General features: G+C 69.8%; 23 protein-coding genes and 1 pseudogene. 12 read left to right on the top strand and 12 right to left on the bottom strand.

Annotated elements, in window-relative coordinates; translation table 11 throughout:
- Positions 1-127 precede the first annotated feature (127 nt).
- Positions 128-1,075, bottom strand: a complete 948-nt coding sequence (locus tag ACFWA7_RS05825; RefSeq protein ID WP_385534345.1) for a LysR family transcriptional regulator — start codon at positions 1,073-1,075, stop codon at positions 128-130.
- A gap of 80 nt (positions 1,076-1,155) precedes the next feature.
- Here ACFWA7_RS05825 and ACFWA7_RS05820 point away from each other — a divergent pair, with 80 nt between their 5' ends.
- The 3 genes from ACFWA7_RS05820 (at position 1,156) to ACFWA7_RS05810 (ending at position 4,231) form a co-directional block, all read left to right on the top strand.
- A complete protein-coding gene (locus ACFWA7_RS05820; protein ID WP_385821216.1) occupies positions 1,156-2,079 on the top strand; it encodes a DMT family transporter in 924 nt (307 codons plus the stop codon).
- Positions 2,049-2,546: a YbaK/EbsC family protein gene (locus ACFWA7_RS05815; RefSeq protein WP_385821214.1), complete on the top strand. Its 498-nt coding sequence runs from the start codon at positions 2,049-2,051 to the stop codon at positions 2,544-2,546. The genes ACFWA7_RS05820 and ACFWA7_RS05815 overlap by 31 nt, the downstream gene beginning before the upstream one ends.
- Before the next feature lie 599 nt (positions 2,547-3,145).
- Positions 3,146-4,231, top strand: coding sequence for a WD40 repeat domain-containing protein (locus ACFWA7_RS05810; RefSeq protein ID WP_385821212.1), 1,086 nt, complete (start codon positions 3,146-3,148; stop codon positions 4,229-4,231).
- 363 nt (positions 4,232-4,594) lie between these two features.
- Here ACFWA7_RS05810 and ACFWA7_RS05805 read toward each other — a convergent pair whose 3' ends face one another.
- From ACFWA7_RS05805 to ACFWA7_RS05795, 3 genes are all read right to left on the bottom strand, one after another.
- Entirely contained in the window at positions 4,595-5,911 is a 1,317-nt protein-coding gene (locus ACFWA7_RS05805) for a phospholipase D-like domain-containing protein (protein ID WP_385821210.1), read from the bottom strand.
- Between the two features lie 279 nt (positions 5,912-6,190).
- Positions 6,191-6,853, bottom strand: coding sequence for a deoxynucleoside kinase (locus ACFWA7_RS05800; protein WP_385821208.1), 663 nt, complete (start codon positions 6,851-6,853; stop codon positions 6,191-6,193).
- A gap of 535 nt (positions 6,854-7,388) precedes the next feature.
- Positions 7,389-7,916, bottom strand: coding sequence for a MarR family winged helix-turn-helix transcriptional regulator (locus ACFWA7_RS05795; RefSeq protein WP_385534355.1), 528 nt, complete (start codon positions 7,914-7,916; stop codon positions 7,389-7,391).
- A 180-nt stretch (positions 7,917-8,096) separates the two neighbouring features.
- Here ACFWA7_RS05795 and ACFWA7_RS05790 point away from each other — a divergent pair, with 180 nt between their 5' ends.
- The gene (locus tag ACFWA7_RS05790) at positions 8,097-9,410 is read left to right on the top strand and encodes an SgcJ/EcaC family oxidoreductase (RefSeq protein WP_385821206.1); all 1,314 of its coding nucleotides are present in this window, start codon (positions 8,097-8,099) and stop codon (positions 9,408-9,410) included.
- Positions 9,411-9,714: 304 nt separating this feature from the next.
- Entirely contained in the window at positions 9,715-10,047 is a 333-nt protein-coding gene (locus ACFWA7_RS05785) for a hypothetical protein (protein WP_385534359.1), read from the top strand.
- 388 nt (positions 10,048-10,435) lie between these two features.
- Here the strand turns inward: ACFWA7_RS05785 and ACFWA7_RS05780 are convergent, their stop codons facing one another.
- Positions 10,436-10,897 (bottom strand): MarR family winged helix-turn-helix transcriptional regulator, encoded by a 462-nt coding sequence (locus ACFWA7_RS05780; RefSeq protein WP_385821204.1) that lies wholly within the window; start codon positions 10,895-10,897, stop codon positions 10,436-10,438.
- A gap of 85 nt (positions 10,898-10,982) precedes the next feature.
- Here ACFWA7_RS05780 and ACFWA7_RS05775 point away from each other — a divergent pair, with 85 nt between their 5' ends.
- From ACFWA7_RS05775 to ACFWA7_RS05760, 4 genes are read left to right on the top strand one after another with little or no spacing between them, the layout of a single operon-like run.
- Positions 10,983-11,570 carry a YitT family protein gene (locus ACFWA7_RS05775; RefSeq protein WP_385534363.1) on the top strand — a complete coding sequence of 196 codons (588 nt, stop codon included), beginning with the start codon at positions 10,983-10,985 and terminating at the stop codon, positions 11,568-11,570.
- Positions 11,571-11,582: 12 nt separating this feature from the next.
- Entirely contained in the window at positions 11,583-12,158 is a 576-nt protein-coding gene (locus ACFWA7_RS05770; RefSeq protein ID WP_385821202.1) for an NADPH-dependent FMN reductase, read from the top strand.
- Positions 12,155-12,640 (top strand): hypothetical protein, encoded by a 486-nt coding sequence (locus ACFWA7_RS05765; RefSeq protein WP_385821200.1) that lies wholly within the window; start codon positions 12,155-12,157, stop codon positions 12,638-12,640. The genes ACFWA7_RS05770 and ACFWA7_RS05765 overlap by 4 nt, the downstream gene beginning before the upstream one ends.
- A 14-nt stretch (positions 12,641-12,654) precedes the next feature.
- Positions 12,655-12,996, top strand: coding sequence for a hypothetical protein (locus ACFWA7_RS05760; protein WP_385821198.1), 342 nt, complete (start codon positions 12,655-12,657; stop codon positions 12,994-12,996).
- A gap of 635 nt (positions 12,997-13,631) precedes the next feature.
- On the opposite strand, the gene ACFWA7_RS05755 is transcribed toward ACFWA7_RS05760, so the two are convergent.
- From ACFWA7_RS05755 to ACFWA7_RS05730, 6 genes and pseudogenes are all read right to left on the bottom strand, one after another.
- On the bottom strand, positions 13,632-14,405 hold the full coding sequence (locus tag ACFWA7_RS05755) for a maleylpyruvate isomerase N-terminal domain-containing protein (protein WP_385821196.1): 774 nt from the start codon (positions 14,403-14,405) through the stop codon (positions 13,632-13,634).
- Between the two features lie 538 nt (positions 14,406-14,943).
- A pseudogene (locus ACFWA7_RS05750) lies at positions 14,944-15,476 on the bottom strand (transposase); the annotation flags it as partial.
- A 219-nt stretch (positions 15,477-15,695) separates the two neighbouring features.
- A complete protein-coding gene (locus ACFWA7_RS05745; RefSeq protein ID WP_385534371.1) occupies positions 15,696-15,962 on the bottom strand; it encodes a DUF4235 domain-containing protein in 267 nt (88 codons plus the stop codon).
- A 5-nt stretch (positions 15,963-15,967) separates the two neighbouring features.
- Positions 15,968-16,411, bottom strand: coding sequence for a DUF3618 domain-containing protein (locus ACFWA7_RS05740; protein ID WP_385534373.1), 444 nt, complete (start codon positions 16,409-16,411; stop codon positions 15,968-15,970).
- Positions 16,408-16,845 carry a phage holin family protein gene (locus tag ACFWA7_RS05735; protein ID WP_385821194.1) on the bottom strand — a complete coding sequence of 146 codons (438 nt, stop codon included), beginning with the start codon at positions 16,843-16,845 and terminating at the stop codon, positions 16,408-16,410. Before ACFWA7_RS05735 ends, ACFWA7_RS05740 begins: the two co-directional genes overlap by 4 nt.
- Before the next feature lie 1,020 nt (positions 16,846-17,865).
- The gene (locus ACFWA7_RS05730) at positions 17,866-18,774 is read right to left on the bottom strand and encodes a UbiA family prenyltransferase (protein ID WP_385534377.1); all 909 of its coding nucleotides are present in this window, start codon (positions 18,772-18,774) and stop codon (positions 17,866-17,868) included.
- A gap of 78 nt (positions 18,775-18,852) precedes the next feature.
- Here ACFWA7_RS05730 and ACFWA7_RS05725 point away from each other — a divergent pair, with 78 nt between their 5' ends.
- Genes ACFWA7_RS05725 through ACFWA7_RS05715 form a run of 3 tightly spaced genes read left to right on the top strand, consistent with a single transcriptional unit; the run spans position 18,853 to position 21,507 of the window.
- Positions 18,853-19,935, top strand: a complete 1,083-nt coding sequence (locus ACFWA7_RS05725) for a type III polyketide synthase (protein ID WP_385534379.1) — start codon at positions 18,853-18,855, stop codon at positions 19,933-19,935.
- Between the two features lie 7 nt (positions 19,936-19,942).
- Positions 19,943-20,479 (top strand): isoprenylcysteine carboxyl methyltransferase family protein, encoded by a 537-nt coding sequence (locus ACFWA7_RS05720; RefSeq protein ID WP_385534381.1) that lies wholly within the window; start codon positions 19,943-19,945, stop codon positions 20,477-20,479.
- A complete protein-coding gene (locus ACFWA7_RS05715; RefSeq protein WP_385534383.1) occupies positions 20,476-21,507 on the top strand; it encodes an NAD(P)/FAD-dependent oxidoreductase in 1,032 nt (343 codons plus the stop codon). The genes ACFWA7_RS05720 and ACFWA7_RS05715 overlap by 4 nt, the downstream gene beginning before the upstream one ends.
- 9 nt (positions 21,508-21,516) lie before the next feature.
- Here ACFWA7_RS05715 and ACFWA7_RS05710 read toward each other — a convergent pair whose 3' ends face one another.
- Positions 21,517-22,230 carry a YqjF family protein gene (locus tag ACFWA7_RS05710; protein WP_385821192.1) on the bottom strand — a complete coding sequence of 238 codons (714 nt, stop codon included), beginning with the start codon at positions 22,228-22,230 and terminating at the stop codon, positions 21,517-21,519.
- Between the last annotated feature and the right edge of the window lie 293 nt (positions 22,231-22,523).

The following is a 22,523-nucleotide window of genomic DNA, read 5'->3' as shown; positions in this document are numbered from 1 at the left end:
CTTGCACCAGCCCCCGACTGCATGTCGTGGGCCACGACGAGCGGATGGCATTTCATTGTGCGAGCGGGATAGTCGGCGTCGTACGCCAGCAATTCGTGACCAGAACTCAGATGGCCAACTCGCCGCTTCAGGCTTCGGCGGGGAGTGTCTCTTTCGCACCGGAACCCGCGTTGACGTCTCGGCTCCGGATCGCTGCGGCTGCATGGCCGAGTTCGTTGAGCACCATCCGTACGGCTCGTCGTGCGGAACGTTCGGGGCGGTGGAGTACATCGATATGGCGTCGGGTGTGCACACCACTGAGCGGCCGGAAAACAAGTGCGGGGTGCGGACGAGTGGTCCAGCGTGGCATCAGAGCCAGGCCGCCTCCGGCGGCTACGGCTTCGGCGGCCACCGTGAATTCGTTGATGCGATGGACGATGTTGAGCCGCCGGTTCGCGGCGGTCGCGATGGCGTCGATGGTCGCCATCAGTGGAAAGCCGTCGTGAACGGTGATCCAGGGTTGATCGGCGACGTCTCGCGGGGTGAGGCGTCGTTTGGCGGCAAGGGGGTGGGCGGCCGGCAGAGCGATGTCGAGCGGTTCGCGCAGCAGCGTGCCGGCGGCGACCGAGGCCGGCCAGGGTGGCGCCTGGTCGAGGCGGTGGGCGAGTACGAGATCGTAGTCCCGGGTCAGTCTCGGGAAGTGGTCTTGCGCGACGTCCTCGTCGGCCAGCGTCAGATGCGGGCGCCCAGAGCCGGTCCGGCCACGCAGCAACAGCGGGAAGAACGCGGCGGCCGCGCTGTGGAAAGCCGCCACCGACACACCCGCGTCCGGCCGGTCGATGAACTCCTCGATGGTGTGCCTTGCCCTGGCCAGCGCGGTCTCCACCTCGATGGCCGCGCTCGCCAGGGCGTTCCCGGCGTCAGTGAGCACCAGCCGCCGTCCATCGCGCTCGGTGAGCGGGACGGGGATCGAGCGTTGCAGCAGTCGTAGCTGCTGGGAGACCGCCGAGGGAGTCATCAGCAACGCCTCGGCGGTCGCGGTGACGCTTCCCAGTTCGCCGAGCTCTCGCAAGATCTGCAACTGTCGTTCATTCACCCTCTCAGTGTAGTGATACTTCAAGATCTCTTAAGAACTTCGCCCTTGGCTTCAGCGTGGAAGCAATGCAGCGTAGGGGGGTGTTCCACGCCCGCCGCACTGACGCAGTGCTTCTGCTTGTCGCCATCGTCTGGGGCTCCAGCTACCTGGCCGCGAAGACGGCCACCTACGCCCTGCCCGTCCTCGTAGTGCTGTTCGCACGGTATGCGATCTCCGGGATCGCCTGCCTCGCCCTCGTCGCCATCCGGCAAGAGGGGCGCTACACGCGAGATGAGGTGCGTACCGGGTCCTTCTTGGGGGTCACCCAGGCTGCGGTCCTGGTTCTTGAGACGTACGGCGTCGCCCACACCAGCGCGGCCAACGCCGGCTTGATCATCAGCCTCACCATCGTCCTCACCCCACTGCTGGACCGCACGGCAGACAACGGCCCGCTGCCCCCGCGCTTCTTCGCCGCCGCAGGGTTGTGCCTGCTGGCCGTCACACTGCTCATGTCTGGCAGCGGCTTCCACACTCCCCGCATCGGCGACCTGCTGATGCTCGCCGCCGCGGTGGTGCGCGCAGTGCACGTTGCGCTCGTGGGGCGACTGACGAAGGGCCGCGTTGTCCGGCCGTTGCAGCTCACGGCCGTCCAGACGGTTCTCGGCTCGGCGCTGTTCGCCGTGCCGGCCTCCAGCGGCCTGCCGAGGCTGACTCAGGTCGATCCCGGGGTCTGGGGCCAGCTCGTCCATCTGGCCCTGTTCTGCAGCGTGTTCGCCTTCCTTGCCCAGACCTGGGCGGTACAGAACAGCTCCGCAAGCCGGGCCAGTCTGCTACTTGGCACCGAACCGGTCTGGGCCGTCGCGGTCGGCATCGGCCTCGGCGGCGAAAAGGTCACCGCCCTTGCCGGCCTCGGGGCGGCGCTCATGGTCACCGGAACGTACTGGGGACAGGGCATCGAACGCACCCACCGCACCACCCACAAAGAGGAGTCCCCATGCCGGACAACGACACCTACCAGCGTCTGATCAACCTGCTCGACAGCACGGCAACCGTGTACAAGCTCATTGACCACGAACCGGAAGGCACAACCGAAACGGTCAGCGCACTGCGCGGACACCCGGTGTCGGAAGCAGCGAAATGCCTCATCCTCATCGTCAAGATCGACCGGCGAGTCACTCGCTACGTGCTCGCGGTCGTCCCCGGTGACCGGCGTGTGGACCTCAACGCCATCCGTACACTGTTCGCGGCCCGCTACGTCGGTTTCTGTGACGCAGCCACGGCCGAGCGACTGGCCCACGCCGTCCCCGGCACCGTCCTGCCCTTCAGCTTCGACCCCGAACTTGAACTCGTCGCAGACCCAGACGTCATCGCCCAGCCCTGCCTCCACTTCAACGCCGCCCGCCTTGACCGCTCGCTGGCCATCTCCGGCGCGGACTACACCAGGCTCGCCGAGCCCCGCATCGAACGCATCGCCAGTCCAGTACCGAACTGACACAACTCAAAGCCCACTGAGGTCGGTCGGCAGGACCGTGTGACGCTCTGCTGGTGAGTCGCCTGTCCGCGGGCCCAAGCTTTCTGAGCACGGCAGCAACAGCAGATGAGGCGCGGTCCCACCTTCACCGGGGCGGCGCGACGGCCTTGCGGGCGGCATCCGACAGCAGCCGATTGCACTCCACCCACTCCGAGGCGACACCGCGACCGGCACCCGCACCGCAACCTGCGTCGACGGCGTCGTCTTTCACACGGACAGGAGCGCGCAATGCAACGCGGCGGCCTTCGCCGACGTATGCCGTCGGCAGGGCATCCGCCGCAGCATGGGCAGGATCGGTTCAAGCTACGACACCGCTCCTCGCCGAGTCGTTCTTTCCACATCACATACGCAGTCACTCGGCATATAAAACCCGGTGTCCATTTGCGCAGCGGACCGCTCTCACATGGCCGAAACCGCGCCCCTCGGTCATGTGACGCATTGACCCCACAGCGCCACCACGGTTGCATGCTTGCGGTCCTCTGGTAGGGAACTGGAGGAGAGACCGTGTCCTGCCTGGGGGGAGAATGAGGGGAAACGCGAACCGGAGCACCACCAGACGTGTGCGGGCCGCCCTGAGCACGGCGGTCGCGGTCTGCGCGGTCACGGCGGTGCTGCCCGGAGCCGCCTCGGCCGAGCCCACGGCCGTGGCGGGCGTCGCGGGCGGCGACCTCGGTGCCGGTGTCGAGAGGATCAGTGTCGCGGTCGGCGACACCCAGGCCGACGACAACTCCGCCGGCGCCTCGATCACGCCCGACGGCCGCCACGTCGTCTTCTCGTCGTCGGCGAAGAACCTCACACCCGATGCCACGACGGGAGGCGACCGGGTGTACGTCCGCGACCAGCGGACGAGGCAGACCCAGCGGATCGGGTACCTGACCCCGCTCCAGTCCCCGGTGATCAGCGGTGACGGGGAATACGTCGCCTATCTGGTGCAGTGGATGAACAACGTGCGGATTCGCCAGGATCAGGTGAGCACGGGAAGGACGGCTTCCGCCGACTGCTCGGCCTACAGCTGCAGCCAGCCGTCGCTGAGCGCGGACGGCCGCTCCATCGCCCTTGTCATCCTCGTCAGGCAACCGTCGTCCAGCCAGCGCATCGAGGTTCAGGACTGGAACACCGGCGCCAAGGTGACCGTCGCCGGCCTCGACCACACCTACTCGTCCCGGCCGTCCATCAGCGGCGACGGCCGCTATATCGCCTACCAGGACGGCAAGTCGGAGGACGTCTTCGTGTGGGACCGGACCAGCGGCGCCACCGCCGGCCCGATCGAGGGCCCGTCCGCGGGGGCGACACTCGTCCAGCTCAGCGACGACGGCGGCAAGGTCGTCTACCTCTCGGGCTCCGACACCTACGTCCACGACGTGCGATCGGGCACCGCCCTGGTGGTGCCGAACGTGCGGGGCGTGGCCATCGATCCCACCGGCCGCTACCTGCTGTACGCCCCGCACGACACGCCCGGACCGTCGCTGACGCTGCGCGACCTACGGACGGGCACCGACGAGATCGTCTCGAACCAGCCCGCCTCGGCCGGAACCGACGCGATCAGCGCCGATGGGCGCGACGTGGTCTTCCAGTCCACGGCCGACGACATCGTGCCCGGCGACACCAACGGCAAGTCGGACGTCTTCGTCCGCCACTTCTTCTGACCGCCCCGGCTGACGCGCTCTCCGGGGCCCGCACTGCTCCTGCGCGGGCGGGGAACGTCCAATGGACGGCCCTGTCTCACATCCGGCGAGACAGGGCCGTGCTTCTCGGCCGGGCCGCGGCGAGGAGGCGTGTTCCGGGACGGCTCGGCCTCCGGTGAGGGCGACGGCCAGGTCCGTGATGTTCAGTGGGGAACTGGGTTCGCCCCCCCTGGGAGAGGCGCGGGGCACGAGCGTTTCGGGGCCCGAATCATCATGTGGACGGCCCCGGGGCCCTGATGTCAGCGATGGGTACGGCAAGTCGACCGGATCAGCGCCGAGGCGGATGCGGACCGTCTCGTCGGTCTCCTCGATGTTGGTCGAGGGTCAGCCGGGAGATCCGACGCGGGCCATCTGCTGGTCGGCCAGCGCGCGTTGGGCGCGGAAGTTCTCGCGGTAGGCGTCGTGCACCGCCGCGTCGTCGTACTTGAGGAGCGCCTCGTCGTTCGTCGTCAACGCGCTCTTCGTGTACGGGTGGCTGCCAGTGAAGACGATCTTCTGGTCGGCCTTGCCGAGGTAGGTCCCGTCGATCAGAAGGTACTTGGAGTGCGTGGCCATCGCGTTCCGCGTCTTCGGGTCGCCGTCGCCGTCATCCGCGTCGTCCAGGCGGTGCAGGGCGATCCCGCCGAACCTGGTCGGCTTGGACAGCTGGTCGGCGATCGCCGTACCGGCCCCTTCGACGTCGAGGTAGCGGTAGACGATGTCGACGTAGCAGCCCGCGTCGTCGAGCTCCCACAGCTTCTTGGCGACCTCGGGCCGGGTGATCTGGTGCATCGCCACCCGGACAACGGTACGGCCGTCCTCGGTGCCGTGGCCCGCAGAGTTCCCGTAGCAGGCGGGCTGCCCGTCCACCGGGTCGTCGACGCTGTTGAGGATGTTGAGGATCGGGTCGGAGGCAGCCCGGGGGAAGAAGTACGCCTTCGCGTTGCCCGCCGGATACTCCGTCGGGTAGTCGGCGACCTGCGCCTTCGTCCCGGCCTGGGCAGCCGCGAGGTCGTTGAAGTAGCCGGTGTACGCGGCGTACAGCGCGGTGTTGCCAGCCACGGTCAGCGCGTCGTTGAAGGCGTGCTGCCGGTCCCACGGAGTCTGGTTGGCGGACGTCTGCACGACCACGTCGTCGACCGGGACCGTGCCCGCGCCGCTGCCGGTGGTGCGGGAGAAGAGCACGAACTTGTTGTGGTTGACACCGTGGAAGGAGTCGCCCGGGTTCGGGTCCTTGGCGAGGCACGCCTGATTCTCGGCGCAGACCCGCACCCATGAAGTGCCGGACCCCGTCGCGGGCTTGAGGCCTTCGACGAGCTTCGGGTACGTGACCTTGCCCGCCCAGTGCAGCAGGCTCTCGTTGTCCAGGACGACCTGGACGTTCACGCCGCGCTGGTGCGCCGCGGTCAGCCGGGCCGCGAGGTAGTCCGAGCCGAGCACGTACATCGACATCTTGATGTCCGAGCCCCTCTGGGCCCCGTCGACGAGCCGGGCTATGTGGCCGAACACCGCGTCCTGGGCGGCCGCGTCCCCCGTCGGGTTGTTGAACACCGCGCCGGTGGTGACGAGCGGCGCCGGATCGGCAACGGCAGGGGCGGGAGCGCCCGCGAACAGGGCGGACACCCCCAGCGCCAGGGCGAGCAGAGATCGGGTCGTCTTCATACCGCACACTGTATACAGCCGTATACCCAGGGCTCGGGGCACCCACCCCGCCGGGAACAGCGGATCCGGACCAATCTTGTGGTGCCCTTGTCCGCAACAGTGCCGGGAAGCGGTTGTGCCGGACGTCTGCCAGGTGGGTCGCATGGGCCGGTGCCGGCGGACGTCCGGTGACCGCTCACTCGACCTCGATGGCGATGCGGTCGGTGGACGGGAGCCGAATGGGCATGTCGTCCCCGTCCCCGTACCCGTACCCCATCTATCCGATCCCGCGGAACGGGCTCAGATGCGGCGCCTGGCCGCGGCCAGGGCCTCCTTGACCTCGCGCCCCACTCGGGCTGCATCCTCAGGGTTGTTCACCACATCGGTGTGGTTCATGTCGACGACGAGGACATCGCTGGCCGAGTAGTGCTGGTGCACCCAGTCGTCGTAGCCGGACCACAGGGTGCGGTAGTACTCGACGAGAGTGTCGTCCTGCTCGAAATCGCGGCCCCGCACCCCGATGCGGTGCAGTACCGTCTGGAAGTCCGCCTTGAGGTAGACCATGAGATCGGGTGCCTTGCGGTACGGCAGGCTGTCGATCTCGCGCATCATCTCGGCGAGCAGTCCCTCGTACAGCTGCATCTCCAGGGAGCTGATCCGGCCCAGATCGTGATTGACCTTGGCGAAATACCAGTCCTCGTAGATGGACCGGTCCAGGACATTGTCACCCTGCTTGTACGCCTCCTTGATCGAGGCGAACCGCGTCTGCAGGAAGTACAGCTGAAGCAGGAACGGGTAGCGCTTAGCCTGGATCTCCTCGGGGCTCGCCGTGTAGAACAGCGGAAGGATCGGATTGTCTTCCACGCTCTCGTAGAAGACCGTGCTGCCCAGCTCCTTCGCGAGCAGTTCGGCAACGCTCGTCTTACCGATCCCGATCATGCCTCCGACGCAGATCACTGCCATACCTCACTTCTCCCCGGGGGTCATCTGTGTGCGGGCGGGCGGCCCACATCGCTGAGACGCATGCCGGCGGGGTCACCCGACTCCCCTACGGCCTTCGTGCTCAGCATCATGTGGTCCTCGTCCAGGCCGAGGCCCCGACGCAGGCCGGTGTCCTCGACCGGCCGGACCGGCCGTTGCGCAGGTGCCGCGTACCGCGAAGCGCCCACCCTCCCGCGGCCACCCTGAAGAATAAACGGCCACTCGCCCCGCACCGGCCAGAGCCCCACCCACCCCACCGGCACGGCCGAAATCGGCAGAACCCTTGACACCTTCGGGCCCGGCACTCCTTGGGGTGCCCGGCCCGGGTGGGTTAGGTCAGCGGCCGAGTGCCGCGCGCCGGGCGGTCGCCGGGCTGCCGCCCAGCCCGGCCTGCCCGCCGACGGCACCAGCAGCCCGCTGGCGAGGTCCAGCACACGGATTCCGACAAGTGTCGCGGCGCATGACCGTGCACTCGTTCCGGCAGAGTCCCGCGGGCACCCCCGCGGCCCGGATCGCCTCAGTGCGTCGTCGGTGTCTGCGGTTGGTCGCCGAGGGAGATCAGCAGGGTGCGGAGGAGCCGCACGAGTTGTTTGCGCTCAGTGGGGGCCAGGCCGCCGAGGAGGCGTTCCTCGTTCGCCAAGTGGTGTTCTACGAGGTCCTCGATGGCGCGGATGCCCGCGTCCGTCAGGGAGATGAGGACGCGGCGCCGGTGGGTGGAGTCGAGCTCGCGGTCGACGAGGCCCTTGTCGACGAGCCGGTCGATGCGGTTGGTGAGCGCCGCCGAGCTGACCATCGCGGCCGTGCTGAGCTCTCCCGCGCTGACGGTGTACGGCGGGCCCGAGCGGTAGAGCGTCGCGAGGACGTCGAACTCCCACGGCTCGACGCCGTACTGCGCGAAGTGCTCTTTGAGGGCCCGCTCAAGCAGGCGGGACGCACGCGACAGGCGGCCGATCACGGCCATCGGCGAGCAGTCGAGGTCGGGCCGGACCTGCTGCCACTGCCGGATGATCGCGTCCACGCCGTCGCCCGGTGGGGTTGCCGCCATGTGTCCTCCCTTGTGGGGTCCTGCCTCGCCCGGCCGACCGTCGAACCGACTTCGCCACGAGCTTAACACTTCGACGTCGAAGTTTTTGACATCGCGGTAGCTCCGTGTCTAATATTTCGACATCGAAGTTTTCGACCAGCGCTCAACCAGGGCGCTCGGCTTCCGTGAAAGGTGATCCCCGTGAAGGTCCTTCTCATCGGCGCCTCCGGCTACATCGGCTCCGCCGTCTCCGCGCACCTGGCCGACGCCGGTCACCAGGTGGTCGCGCTGGTACGTGACGCCCACCGCCCGGACGCCGGACACGAGCAGCGCGTCGGAGACCTGACCGACCCCGCCTCACTCACCCGCGCAGTCACCTCCGACATCGACGCCGTCGTCAACCTCGCGCCCCCGACCGGCGACGCCGCGGTAGACGCCGCAGCGATCACCGCGCTCACCGACCCGCTGCGCGGCACCGGGCGCGCGTTCGTGTACGCGAGCGGCGTATGGGTCCTCGGCGCCACCGGCCCGGACGCCGCCGACGAGAACGCCCCCGTCAACCCGCTGCCGATCGTCGGCTACCGCCCGGCAATCGAACGCCAGGTGCTCGACACCGCTGACGCCGGCGTGCGGGCAACGGTCATCCGCCCCGGCATCGTGCACGGAAACGGCGGCGGCATACCCGCGCTGCTCGTCGGCCTCGCTCGCAAGCACGGGACCCCGACGTATGTCGGCGAGGAGGCCGTGCACTGGCCGATGGTGCACGTCGACGACTTGGCCGACCTGTTCGTCGCCACCGCCGAGAAGGCGCCCGCCGGCAGCCTGTGGCACGGTGTCGCCGAATCCGCCGTCCCGGTACGCGACCTCGCGGCGGCGGCCGGAGCGGCGGCCGGGGTCGACGGCGAGCCGCGGTCGTGGCCTCTGGAGGACGCCCGCGCGGAGCTCGGCGCACCGTTCGCCGACGCGCTCGCCCTCGACCAGACCGTCAGCGGGGACGCGGCGCGCGCAAGCCTCGGCTGGCTGCCGCGGCGCGCGGGAGCGGTCGCCGACGTACGCCAACTCTCGTACCCGCAGGCGGACACGGACAGCATCGAGGTGTTCGGTGCGGCGGACGGGCAGCAGGCCGACGTCGAGGCCATCGTCCGCTTCGTGGCGGGCGTCCAGTACGCGCAGCAGAACGAGCTCGTCGACGCGTTCATGAGCAACTTCCGCAAGCAGCACCCGGTGTGGACGACCGCGCACGGCAAGCGGCTGTCGGGCTGGGACGAGATCGACGCCTTCACCCGCCAGGTGCTGCCCGGCGCGATGAAGCAGTCGACGGCCAGCTACGAGGTCGTGCGGATCCTGTTCGTCCGCCCGGACGTCGCCGCGGTCAACGTCCGCCAGCGGCCGGTCACCCTCGACGGGCAGCCCATCGAGGACGAGCCGGAAGGCCGCCCGATGTACGTCCTCTCCAAGGACAACGGCCGCTGGCGGATCGCGGCCGCACAGAACACCCGGGTCTTCTCCGGCTGACACGCCGGATGCCCGATCGTTGGGGCTGCCGGTGCTGATCCGCTGACGCGACGGCAGTCGGCCCAGGCCCGGCGCATGCGTGCGGCCTGGGTGCAGCGTTCAGCGAGAAGGCGCCGTTTCCCGGTCGTGGCATACTCCTCAGCCGCGACGCGGACGGTTGCGGAGCCGGTGAGGCGGTCCCAGGGATGAACGCCCTGACCGCCTTCGGGCCGGAGCCCTGACGTATCCGGGGAGGATGGGGGTAGGGCACAGGAGCGAGGCGGCGTTGGCGCGTCGCCGTGTCCGCGCAGAAGGAGGAGAGCCGATGACGTACCAACAGCCGTTGCCACACCCCGAGTCGGCGGAGGAGGGGCCCACCGAGGCCGAGCACGCGGGGCGGGCGGCGGTACGTCGCCAGGCCCAGGGAATGACCCATCATGAGGCGGCCAGCGCGTTCCACCGGCTGGCCGCACGTGCGGACAGCCCGGCGCCGGAGGGCATCGGGGAGCCGTCGGCCGAGCCGGACGGCGGACGCCGGGTCGCCGAGCTCGCCGAGTGGGAACGCATCGTGGAACAGCTGGCCGGCCACGCGGGCACCTACGACGTCGAGTTGGACCCGTACGTACAGGGCGAACGCGCCGCTTCCGGCGAGTCATAGGGGCAGGATCTGGAACGCGGCGCGGGGCGCCGTCGCCATGACGGTGCCCCGCGTGTTTGTTTGCACCGGCTCAGCGGCGCCGGCTCGCCTTGCTGTTCCCAGACGGCTGCACGGTCCTTGTCCGCTGGCGCCGGAACCCGATAGGAAACGTGCCGTCCTTGCACGCGTGCCGTCAACAGGTTGCCCGGCCGTGGGGACAACCACGCAGCCATCATCGGCAGCAGTAGTTCCGTTTGCGGCTCGGGCGGATGGGTGTGCGGAGCGCTTCGAATCACCGGCAGGAGACGGGATGCGGGCGGCTTCTGGGCGGGCGGCCTCTCACTGGTTGGCGACATCTCCTTGGCGGCCTTGAAGCCGTTGCCGAGACAGCAGGTCCTCCGGGTCGGTGTCAGTCTTCGGTGAGACGTCCGACGACCCTCTCGCCGATCCCCGCGAATGCGTCGATCTGCTCGGCATCGAGAAGATCGATGAAGTGGCGCCGCACAGAGGCCACATGGAGCGGCGCCGCGGCCTCGATGGTGCGCAGCCCCTCTTCGGTGAGGGCGACGATGGCGCCCCGGCCGTCGGTCGCGCATTCCTCCCGGGTCACCAGTCCGCGCTGCTGCATGCGGGCCAGGTGGTGGGAGAGACGGCTGCGGGACCAGAGCATCCGGTCGGCGAGCTCACTGATGCGGCGGCGGTGGTCGGGGCTGCCGCTCAGGTTGGACAGCACGTCGTAGTCCGGCTCGGAGAGTCCGCTGTCCTTTCCGAGGTCGCGCGACAGCTGGGCGTTGAGCAGGAGAAACATACGGCGGTACGCCTGCCAGGCGCGCTGTTCCTGCTCCGTCAGCCAGCGTGGGTCTTGGTTCATGGCCACAGCCTAGCCAGATCTGGTTGACGTGTCACCCACCTCCTCGTACCGTCATACATGACACGTCAACCATCTGGGAGTTTCCGTGGCCAGGCCGCTGTACCTGTTCTCAGGGCTGTACTTGTTCGGCGTCAGCATCGCGCTGATGATCGCCGCGGGACTTGGCGTGCCCTCCTGGGATGTTCTGCACCAGGGCATCGCCCACCGCACCGGCCTGTCCTTCGGCTGGGTCGTCAACGGGGTGGGCGCCCTGGTGCTGCTCGCCTGGATACCGCTGCGGGTCCGCCCCGGCATCGGCACGCTCTGCAATGTCCTGGTCGTCGGGCCGGCCGCCGACATCACGCTCCGGCTGCTGCCGGAGCCCAGCGCCCTGGCTGCCCGTGTCCCGCTGCTGCTGGTGGGCGTCGCGCTGAACGCGCTGGCCACCGGGCTCTATATCGGCGCCGGCCTCGGGCCCGGCCCTCGGGACGGCTTGATGACCGGCCTGGCCGCCCACGGGATCTCGATCCGCGCCGCCCGCACTGTCATCGAGGTGGCCGTCCTGGCCGGCGGCTGGCTCCTCGGCGGCACGGTCGGCGTGGGCACCCTCCTGTTCGCCGTGGCGATCGGTCCGCTCGCCCAGCCGGCCATCCGCCACTTCACGCTCCGCAAGACCGCATCCCCTGTCGTGTAAAGGATGAACTCCATGTCCCGTCTGTATGTCGTCTCGGCCAGCACCCGTCCTGCCTCGGCGGGCCGCCCCCTGGCCCAGTGGGTCGCCGAACTCGCCCGTGAACACCAGGAGTTCGAGACCACGCTCATCGACCTGGCCGAGGTCCGGCTGCCCTTCCACGAGGAGCCGGAGCACCCGTCCACGGGCAGCTACGTCCACCAGCACACCAAGGACTGGAGTGCGGCGATCGACGCCGCCGACTGCTTTGTGTTCGTGATGCCGATGTACAACGGCGGCTTCAGCGCCGCGCTGAAGAACGCCATCGACTACCTCTACAAGGAGTGGCAGAGCAAGCCGGTGGGTCTGATCAGCTACAGCTCCGGCACCTCGGGCGGGGCTCCCGCTATTGAAATGCTCCGGCCGGTGCTGGCACGCGTCGGTCTGCGTCCGGCGGCCACCCTGTCGGTCCCCGGCATTGAGCACCGCGGCGACACGGAAGGCCGCTTCCTCGCCGAACCCCTGCTTGCCCAGCAAGCCCATGGGGTGCTGGACTCCGTCGCCGACGCGATGGAAGAAAGGCGTGCCCTCGAAGGCACTCTCCAGGGATGAGTGACCTTGGGGCGAGTCTGCGCCCCGGACAAGTCGGCTCTGGAGATCGCCGTGTCCACGACGAGCAGCACGCCCGCCTCCACCCCGGGCAGGCCGACGCCGTCTCCTCCGGCCTGGACGCCGTGCGCCACCGCGAAACGGCACCCCACCGGGTGGCCCAGCGCGAGCGAGCCCAGGCCCTGCACCCGCGCTGCCGCGACCTCGAACGCGCCTTCCAGCACTGGAGCGACGAGTACGACGCGATGGACAAACCACAGGACAGCAGGGATGCCCGGGACGGGCTCCTGCCGGCCGCGAACCGGACCGCCGTCGCCCGCGGCCACACCGACCTCGCACAGCTCTGCACCGACCTGGCCGGCGCCGAGCCAGAGCCCGCCGAGGAACACCTCGAGCCTGCGTCATCCTGGTCGACGGCGCGAACGCGCAATTCGACGCGATCAACGCCGAGGCCGCGCAACGCGGCAAGGAGATCCACATCCTGATCGACTTCATCCATGTGCTGCAATACCTGCACCACGCCGTCCGCGTCCTGCACCCTGACGCCGATGGGGCCGCGGCCGTCGTGGCCGAGCACGCCCTGGCCGTGCTCAACGGCCGCGCGGCCGACGTCGCGAACCGGCTCGACGCCGAAGCCGCCGACCGACACCTGGACGCCGAGATCCGCAAGAAGATCGCCGAGACCGTCGGCTACCTCAGGAACAAGGACGGCTACCTGGGCTACGACACCGCCCTGGCCGCAGGATGGCCGATCGCCACGGGCATCGTGGAAGGCGCCTGCCGCCACCTGATCGGCGACCGCCTGGACATCACCGGAGCCCGATTGTCAGCGTTCACGTAATTCCCCATCTCGGCCTCCTTCGTCCCCACGTGCCGGCCTCGACATGACCGTGCCTCCGGAGAGGGCCGCCCGATCTCGAAGTGTGCGGGCCGAGCCGGGCCGTCAAGGACGCCTTCGGCGTCGCCAAGGCGATGTGCTGCGCTCATCCTTGACTGCCCGCCCCGCCCCTGAACCTCGGCTGACTATCGGGCGGCCCGGGAAGGTGTGGCATCCCCATGGGGACGACGGCGCAACTCCGTGGTCCCCATGTCCCATTCCGTGACGCTGGGGGTGGGGAATATCGGCGGCGTTCACACCGATGGTCACTGGCCGGCGCCGAAGCCGTCCTGAGACTCCGCGCGTTGCTCGCCAACGGCGACTTCGACCGTTACTGGACCTTCCACCGCGACCAAGAACACCAGCGCAACCACCGGGCCCGCTACCGACTCACTGCTTGATCTACGAGGTCAGTCCCAGCAAACCGCACCCGCCGCGCACTGTCCCCAGTCGAGCGCGAGCCGCCCGCAGGTACGCCTTTCGCCCTTGAACAGCAGGCCCGCAGCCTGCCCGCAGCCGCGCGATGTCCGCAACCCCCGGGCCCAGTGGCGCCCGCAGGAGCGCGCGCACCACCGACAGATGCGTCACAAGTGCGCGTTTTACTCGTTCGGGTCCCAGTCTGCGAGCTGCTCCATCGGCTCGGTGTCGCCGGTGGTCTCCAGGCCGTCGAGCGGGACGCGGTCGTAGAAGTAGAGGACCAGTTCGCTCGCTGCGCCTCGCATCGCCATGTCGCCCGGCTCCGCGTCGGCGGCGAGGTCGTCGCAGCGGACGCCGTCGGCGTTGAGGGTCAGGCGCCAGGAGCGGCCCTCGGTCGTGTGCAGGTCGATGGTCGCCGGCTTGAACGGCCAGGGGACGGTCGTCGCCGAGACGGTCGTCAGGAACTCGTCGACGCCCTCGACCGCGACGTCCGTCGGCAGCGGCTGTGCGGCCCCCTGGGTGAGCTGGGCGTCGTAGGTGTGGACGGCGATCTCCTGGATCTGGTGCCGGGCCACGGCTCCGCTGGTCTCCGGGGCCTGCGAGCGGCCCCACCAGGTCCAGCAGCCGCGGTCCGGGCCGGCCTCGCGCATCGCGTCGAGCATGAGCTCGGTCGCCTCGGCGAGCCAGGCGTCCAGGGCTTCGCGGTCGCGGGGCGCGGTCGGGGCGCCCTTCGGGTCCGTCCTCGCCGGGGGCTCAGCGCCCGGGCCCGCCGCGACGATGGCGGCCTGGCGGCGGCGGCCGTCGCCGAGGTGCTGCGCCAGTTCGCGCAGCGTCCAGTCCGGGCAGGTCGGGACCTGGACGTCAAGGTCGGGGGCGGACGCGATCGCGGCGCGGAACGCGGCCGAGCGGTCTTCGATCAGCCGCAGGACCTCGGGGAACTCCAAAATGTCTAGCATCTCGGTTGTGTATCACGGCGCTCCGGCCGCCAGGTAGCGAATTTGTCGGACGAACGCGTCGACGGCCGGGCGGAGCGCCGGCGCCGAAGCCGTCCTGAAACTCCGCGCGCTGCTCGCCAACGGCGACTTCGACCGCTACTGGACCCACCATCTGGGCCAAGGGCACCGGCGCAATCACCAGACCCGCTACCAACTCGCTGCTTGACCTACGAAGTCACTCCCAGCAATCCGCACCCCTGGCCGATGTCAGCGGCTTGAGTAGTGTGCGGCCCGGCGGCGCAAGCGCCAGCGGGGTGAAACGAGAGCTGGTGCTCTGACCGGGAGCGTTCACCGGATGGGCCCGGGGTAGCTGCGCCCGTGACGGTCTATCCCCTCTGGCGCATCAGCCACCAGAACGAAGCCGGCCCCAACGACGAGACGGTTCACCTCGACGACGAGGGCGTGTTCATCAACGAGCAGGACGGCGACGACGTCAAGCTGCTCGGCATCTACTCCCTCCGAGGCCGTGGCCGAAGAGCGGATCCGCCGCGCGCGTCTTCTACCGGGCTTCGCCGACGAGCCAGACTGCTTCCAGATCGGAGAGTACGACCTCGATGAGGACCACTGGACCGAGGGCTTCGTCCGCGTGCCGGTCTAGGCCTTCGGGTGAGCGACCCTGTAGAGGCAGGTCGTTCACGCCGCTTCGGTGGCGGGCGGCGTTGCGCCAGCGCAGGTAGGCGTGCAGCGCGCGGGTCCGGACCGTGTGGTTCGGATAGTTCGAGTTGGCGAGCGTGAACTGCCGCAGCGGTCCGAAGTGCGCCTCGATCGGGTTCGCCCAGGACGCGTTGGTGGGCGTGAAGCACAGGTGGACGTTGTTGTTCTTCGCCCAGCGCAGGAACTTCTTGCCGTTGTGGGCGGACAGGTTGTCGAGGATCACGTAGACCTGGGCGCCGTCGGGCGGGCGGCGCGGATCGAACGGAGTGCGGCGAGGGTGTTCGCGGTGCCCTTCCGGCGGCGGTTGATGCCCCGCAGGGTGTCGTCGCCGATCGAGTAGCAGCCGTGGAAGCAGGTCACGCCGTGGGTGCGCTTGTAGGGGCGGGAGGATCACCGCGGTACGTCGGCGGCCTGCCTCCGAGAGCGGGCGGCCAGCTCGGTGAGCAGGCGCCTGGCGCGCTCGGCACCGTCGCCGGGAGACCACTGGCCCCGGCGCTCCGGCCGAGCGACCGCTCCCGCGAGCAAGGCGGGCCATTCCTCAGGCGCGGGTGAGGGTGTCGGCATCCACATCCGGCCGACACCCCCCGCGTCGCCGGGTCAGCCGGGCCAGGTGCCGGTGAGACGGCGGGTGGCGGTGGCTCCGCCGCGGTCGACGACAGCCTTGACCACGGCGAAGATCGCGCCCTGCAGCGCGGCGGCCAGCACCACTTCACTCCACGTGCGCTCCTCGTCGGTGGCGTCGGGGGCGTCCTCGTCGTGGCGGAGGGTCGTCCATGCCTGCTTGAACAGGGCACTGGCGACCAAGCCGCTGACGGCTCCGAGGGCCAGGCCGACCGGCTTGTAGAGGATCTTCGATGCCTTCATTCGGGTCACTCCTTCCGGCGGCAGGCCAGCCACACCAGCACGGCTGCGCCTGCGGCCGCCAGCAGCAGGCTGCGGTTGTCACGAGCCATCCGCGCACCCTGGGCGGCCTTGTGCCGTACCGGTTCGGGGGCCGTGTCATGCCAGAGCCGGCCGGCCTCGGCGGCCTTGGAGCGGGCCCGCTCGGCGGCGTGGACGGCTTTGTCCCTGACCGGCTCAGGCAGCTTGTCCTGCGCCTCATGGGCCATGTCGGCAGCCTTGGCCTTCAGTGCGCCGGCCTTGGCCGTGGCTTGTTCCCTGGCCGCGGTGGCCTTTTCCTGGGCACGGGTTTTGACGTCGGCCTTGGCAGCGAGCGCCGCGACCGTCTCGCCGAGCTCGGCGCGGGTCTGCTCAACGTGCTCGCGCAGTTCCTCGGGCCCGGCGTCGGCGGGCTCGTCGTGTGGCTGGGTCATCGCTGTGCGCTCTCCTTGATCTCGGTCACGTCGGCCTTCACGCTCTCGATCGTCCGTTCGGGCACGGGTGGCGCGGCCTGGGTGACCTGCCTCTTTCCGACGACGGCCAGCACTGCGGCGATCACCCCCAGCACCACGGTCACGATCAGCGCCGCAGCCCACGCGGGCAGCGGCACGGCCAGCGCCGCGATGACGGTGGCCACCAGTGCCTGCAGCATCAGGAAGCCGACCACTCCGGCGCCGCCGAAGAGGCCGCCGCCCTTGCCGTAGCGTTTGCCCTTCTCCTTCATTTCCGCCGTCGCCAGGCGCATTTCACCGCGCACCAGCTCCGTCAACTGCTCCGAAGCACGGTGCACCAGCTCGCTCACCGGCTCCTGGCCGGTGCGGTGCGGGCTGTCGTCGAACCCCGCCTCCTTCGGATACGGGCCCGTCATGGCGGTCACCTCCCGTCCCTCTCGTTCCGCGGGCCGGGGAGCCCGACCCTTCCCATGGCACACGAGTACCCCGAACATCGCAGTTCAGTGGGCAAGTGGTGCAGTCGGCACAGAAAGCGACCGCCGAACGGCCTCACAAGCCGCCGGGCGCACACATGGCCAACCTTGATCAGACCAGGGTCTCCTCATTGCGGGAGGCAGCCCACCTGCGGCCCCGCACTGAACCGAACGCTTCACAAACCTCGGCGCAGCCGGATTACGCCGGGGCATACGGGTTACTCGGCACGGTGAAGCCTCTGGGACGCCGCGGCGGCGGCCCCGGCTGGCTTGTCCCGGGTGTGCTCGGCGGTGTGGGGCTGCGGGGCACACGGCGCCGGCCCGCCCAGCAGATCCGAGCGGGCCGGCAGGCGCCTGCCACGCAGGCCCCTGACTCGTGCCGCGCCGGCCCACACACAGGCAGACGTTCTGCGGAGGTTGGATCGGGAGCGGCGGACTTTGCACGTGATCAACCAACCTTCGGCCGGACCCGCCAGCGGCGATTCCACCCCGCGCAACCCAGGGGGCCGTGTGTGCTCGGCCCTGGCGACGGCTGGTGCACGTGGCCTCTCCTTCAGACCACATGCAGCGGCACGTCGGCTTCGCCGCACAGCCCTGCTGCGGCGAAGCCGGCCTGGCACCACCAGTGACCACCGCACCCGCGGCGAGAACAGTCCTCCGCCCGCCCGTCCGCAATCGTGGCCTGGACCGGGCATCCCGCCCGTGACGGAAGGACCGCCCGGCACCACGCAACAGCACGGCCGTTCCCGACCGCCAGCCGCCTCTCTCGGCGCACGGAGCCCGCGAAGCCGCGGACGGCACAGGGCTGTTGGGCTGACCCCGGCAAAGAGACCTGGCCAGGGGCTGGGAGTCAGCGGGCGCGGGTGACGGTGACCATGACGTCGGGGCAAGCCTGGAGGGCGCCACGCAGCCGCCTGTTCGGGCCGCCCTCGGCGCGGCACCGTACCGTCTCCTCGGCTCCGGTCACGGCCAGGCCTGTCCAGTGGGCGGCGCGCCTCCCAGTACCAGGAGTGCGGCGTCGAGGCCGGCCATGGCCAGGATGACGACGAAAGGCCCCCGGCCGCGCACCAGAGCGGGCGGCCCGGCCGCCGCCAGAACGCAGAGTGCGAGAGCCACCGCGATCACACCCGCGCCGGCCAGGGGTACCCGGCCGGTCGGACCGACCGTCAGCACCACACAGGAGACGAGGGCCAGGATCGCGGCCGACGCCACGGATCCGCGTCGGCCCACTCGCTGCGGGAGGCCACGCACCCCGCCCTTGATGTCGTCTTCAAGGTCCGGCAGGACGTTGGCGAAGTGGGCGCTGGTCCCAAGCAGCGCCGCCGCGACGGTCAACCACAGTGGTGGCCACGGGTGGCTCGGGAGAGTCAGCGTCAGGAACGCGGGGAGCAGACCGAAGGCAAGTGCGTACGGCAGCCAGGAGAGGACCGTACGTTTGAGCCACAGGTTGTAGGTCCATCCGGCGGCAACGCAGCCGAGGTGTACCGCGCCGGCCAGGGCCCCGGAGGCCAGCGACAGCGGGATGCACACAAGTAGGGCCGCACAGGCCGCCGTGCCCACCGTGGCCGGCCGAGCAGCCCCCGTGGCCAGGGGTTTGTCCCGACGTCCGGCAGCCCGGTCGCGCCGCAGGTCCAGCCGGTCGTTGCACCAGCCGATCGACAACTGGCCCGCGATGACCGCGGCCACCGCCTTGGCCGCAGAGGCGAAATGCAGCCCGAACGCAGCGGACAGCAGCGCTGCGAGGACTGTCACCGCCGCCGCCGGCATCGGGTGGCTCGCCTTCAGAAGGCCCGCGACGGCCGAGTGTTGTGCCGAGCCGGGAACACCGGGGGCGGCGAGGCGCGGGTTTCCTTCATCGGTCGTGGAGGGCATCGCACCACGCTAGGCGACGGCGCGCCCATGAGCGCCCGGTTGAGGGCGCCTAGGTCTCAATGTCCCTATGTTGGAGCAATGACCCGCGTCCTTGCGGTGAGTACGGTGTTCCCGCCGCACCGCTATATGCAACACGAGATCACCGAAGACCTTGTCTCCAGCCTGCCGCCCGGATCCGACGGGGAACTCGTGCGTCGGCTGCACGCGGCGGCCGGCGTGGAGAGCCGTCATCTCGCTCTGCCCCTCGACCGCTACCGTGATCTCGGCACCTTCGGCGAGACCAACCGCATCTTCGTCGAACTGGCCACCACACTGGGCGCCGAAGCCGTCGAGCGGGCACTCGACGATGCCGGTGTGCGCCCGCAAGACGTCGACCTGATCGTCTCGACGACCGTGACCGGTATCGCGACCCCCTCCCTGGAGGCCCGGCTGGCCGCACGGACAGGCCTACGGCCCGACGTCAAGCGCACGCCCCTGTTCGGGCTGGGGTGCTCCGCGGGCGCCGCCGGACTGGCCCGCGTCCACGACTTCCTCGACGGCCGGCCGGGCAGCACGGCGCTTCTTCTGTCCACCGAACTGTGCTCGCTCACCTTGCAGCGCGCCGACATGTCGATGGCGAACCTGGTGGCGGGCAGTCTGTTCGGGGACGGGGTCGCCGCACTCGTGGCCGTCGGCAGTGACCCTTCCCGTACGCCCTCACGTACGCCATCGCGCCGGTTCGGATCCTCCGTGCCGACGGTCATGGCGGCACGGAGCCGCCTGTATCCGGGGAGCGAGCACCTGTTGGGCTGGGACGTCGGCGACTGGGGCTTCCGCCTGGTGCTCGGTCCGGAACTCCCCGAGCTCGTCAGGCTGCATGTGAGCGAGGAGATCGAGTCCTTCCTCGCCGGACACGACCTCAAGCCCGCGGACGTCACGGCATGGATCTGCCACCCGGGCGGCCCCAGGATCCTGGACGCGCTCGCCGATGAACTCGGCCTTCCGGACTCGGCCCTCGCGGCAAGCCGCCGCGCGCTCGCCGCCCACGGAAACCTGTCCTCCGCGTCGGTACTGCACATCCTCAAGGACACGCAGAACGATCAGCCCCCACCCGGAACGACTGGACTGATGATCGCTTTCGGGCCCGGCTTCTCGTCCGAACTCGTCCTCCTGGCCTGGTGAGAGTCCCATGACGCCGTACCCCCTCTTGGTCCTGCTGGTCGTCGCCGAGCGCTTCGCGGAACTCGCCGTGGCGCGACGCAACGGCGCCTGGAGCCGAGCCCTGGGCGGCCGTGAGCACGGTGCCGGGCACTATCCGGCAATGGTCGGCCTGCATACCGCGTTCCTCCTCGGCTGCCTCGTCGAGCCCTGGGCGGCCGACCGGCCCTTCCTGCCGCTGCTCGGCTGGCCCGCCCTCGGCCTCACGCTGGCCGCGCAAGCGCTGCGCTGGTGGTGCATCAGCACCCTCGGCCCCCGATGGCACACCCGCGTGCTGATCGTCCCCGACCTTCCTCTGATCACCTCCGGCCCCTACCGGTACCTGCGGCACCCCAACTACGTGGCCGTCGTCGCCGAGGGCATCGCCCTCCCCCTGGTACACACCGCCTGGCTGACCGCCCTGGCCTTCACGCTGTTGAACGCGACACTGCTGACCGTGCGCATCCGCTGCGAGAACGCCGCGCTGGCGCCGTCACGCGCTCTCCCCAGCCCCGGTGCCGCGTCGTGATCGACCTCCTGATCGTCGGCGGCGGCCCGGCGGGCCTGGCCGCCGCGATCCACGCAGTGCAATGCGGCTTCGACGTCATGGTCGCCGAGCCGCGCCCTTCACCCGTCGACAAGGCATGCGGAGAGGGATTGATGCCCTCGGCGGTGCACGCCTTGAAAGCGCTCGACGTGAATGTGCCCGGCCAACACCTCCAAGGCATCCGCTACCTCGACGCCACCGGCGGCCGACGCGCCGAAGCCCGATTCCCCATGGGACCCGGTCTCGGCACCCGCCGGACCGTGCTGCACGAGGCACTCACCGCCCGGGCCGCCCAACTCGGCGTTCCGGTCATCCCGCACCGCGTTCGCCAGGTGGTCCAGTCCGACGCGTACGTGACCGCCGACGGGATCAACGCCCGCTATCTCGTGGCGGCCGACGGACTGCACTCCCCCACCCGACGGGCGCTCGGCCTGACCGAGCGACCGGCCGCCACCCGGCGGCGCACGCTGCGGTACGGTCTGCGGCGCCACTACGGCGTCGAGCCATGGACCGACCTGGTCGAGGTGTACTGGGCCGCCGACTGCGAGGCGTACGTCACTCCGCTCGGACCGCGGCAGGTCGGCGTCGCCATCCTCACCTCACGCCAACTGCCCTACGACGACCAGCTGGCCCGTTTCCCCCTCTTGGCCAGCCGCCTGCTCACGGCCGACAGGACACCGGTCAGGGGCGCCGGGCCGCTGCGGCAGCAAGCCCGTTCCCGGGTGGCAGGCCGAGTGCTGTTCGTGGGCGACGCCGCAGGATACGTCGACGCGCTGACAGGCGAGGGCCTGACTCTCGCCCTGACGGCGGCGGACGCCCTCGTACGTTGTCTTCGCGAGGGCCGCCCGCAGGCATATGAACGTGCTTGGTGTCGCTTGTCTCGCAGCTATCGTCTCCTGACCAGTTCCCTCCTCTGGATCCGGAATCAGCCGCAGCTGGCGCCTATGGTCACCCCGGCAGCTGCCCGGTTCCCCGGCCTGTTCCAGAGCGCCGTGAACCTGCTCGCCTGACCGTCGCCGTCAGAACAACGGACGGGAAGGTCCGAGGCGAACAGGACCCACCCCCGGGGACATGTGCACGAGCGGCGCGGGTTCCGGATCGGGAAGACCGGCGCTGTGGGTGAGCGTCTGGCGCATCTCCATGATCGTCCCGTGTCCGAGCGTCCAGGGTTCGTGTTGCACCGGGGTGAGCCACAAGCGGCCCGCACGCCGGGAGAAGGCGACCCACCGCGAAGTGAGCCACTCGTCCAGAGGAGAGATCTCCTCGACCAGCGCGCCCGCCCGGATGCGCAGCCGGTATCCGACGCCGTCCACGCCCCGGCGCCGCCCGCCGTAGACCGTGTCAACGCCCCGCACACGCACCGACAGCTCCGCCAGCCGGTAGGGCACCCCGATCGCCCGTGCCGCCAACATGTGGGGGGCGGTGACGTCCAGGGAGAAAAACCACAGCCCGCGGCGTCCGTCCGGCAGACGTACGTACGTCCGTAGGTTTGTCTCAGGAAAGGCAGAGGGAGGCAGCGGCACGACCCCCAGGCCGCGGACGGACGACATCATGAACGGCGTCAGGCTGACCCAGGCCCGGTCTTCGAACCGATCCACGAGCAGTCCCCTGGGCAGCAGGCGCTGGACGGCCTCGGCCTCGTACCTCCAGTGCACCATCGCGAGCTGCTCCCACCGCATGGTCAACAGCGGGAAGGCGACGACCCCAGGGACACGTCGGGGCGGCGTCCTCATCAACACCTTCTCCAAGTTCGCAAACCGGTCCTGCCCACGGACTCAGCCGCCAGTTGAGCACCTCGATCAGCCCTCCGGCCACTGGCCCCATGCTCCGCCGTGCCGCCCTTCACAGCCAGCAGCGACACGGCCACTGTCGCCGGCTCCGCCATGGCGCGATGCGCGCCGGGCACCTCGCCGCGTGGACGGCGACGTGCGCCGCCGCCACAAGAGATCTCGCCGATATCGGTGGTATCCCTCGCACAACCGGAGCGGGGCCGCCGGACGGACTGCCGCCCAGCACCGCCTGCGTG

The sequence above is a fragment of the Streptomyces sp. NPDC059994 genome (genome assembly GCF_042737755.1).
Lineage (GTDB): Bacteria > Actinomycetota > Actinomycetes > Streptomycetales > Streptomycetaceae > Streptomyces.
The sequence above is the reverse complement of the archived record's forward strand: the minus strand, read 5'-3'. Positions and strand labels throughout refer to the sequence as shown.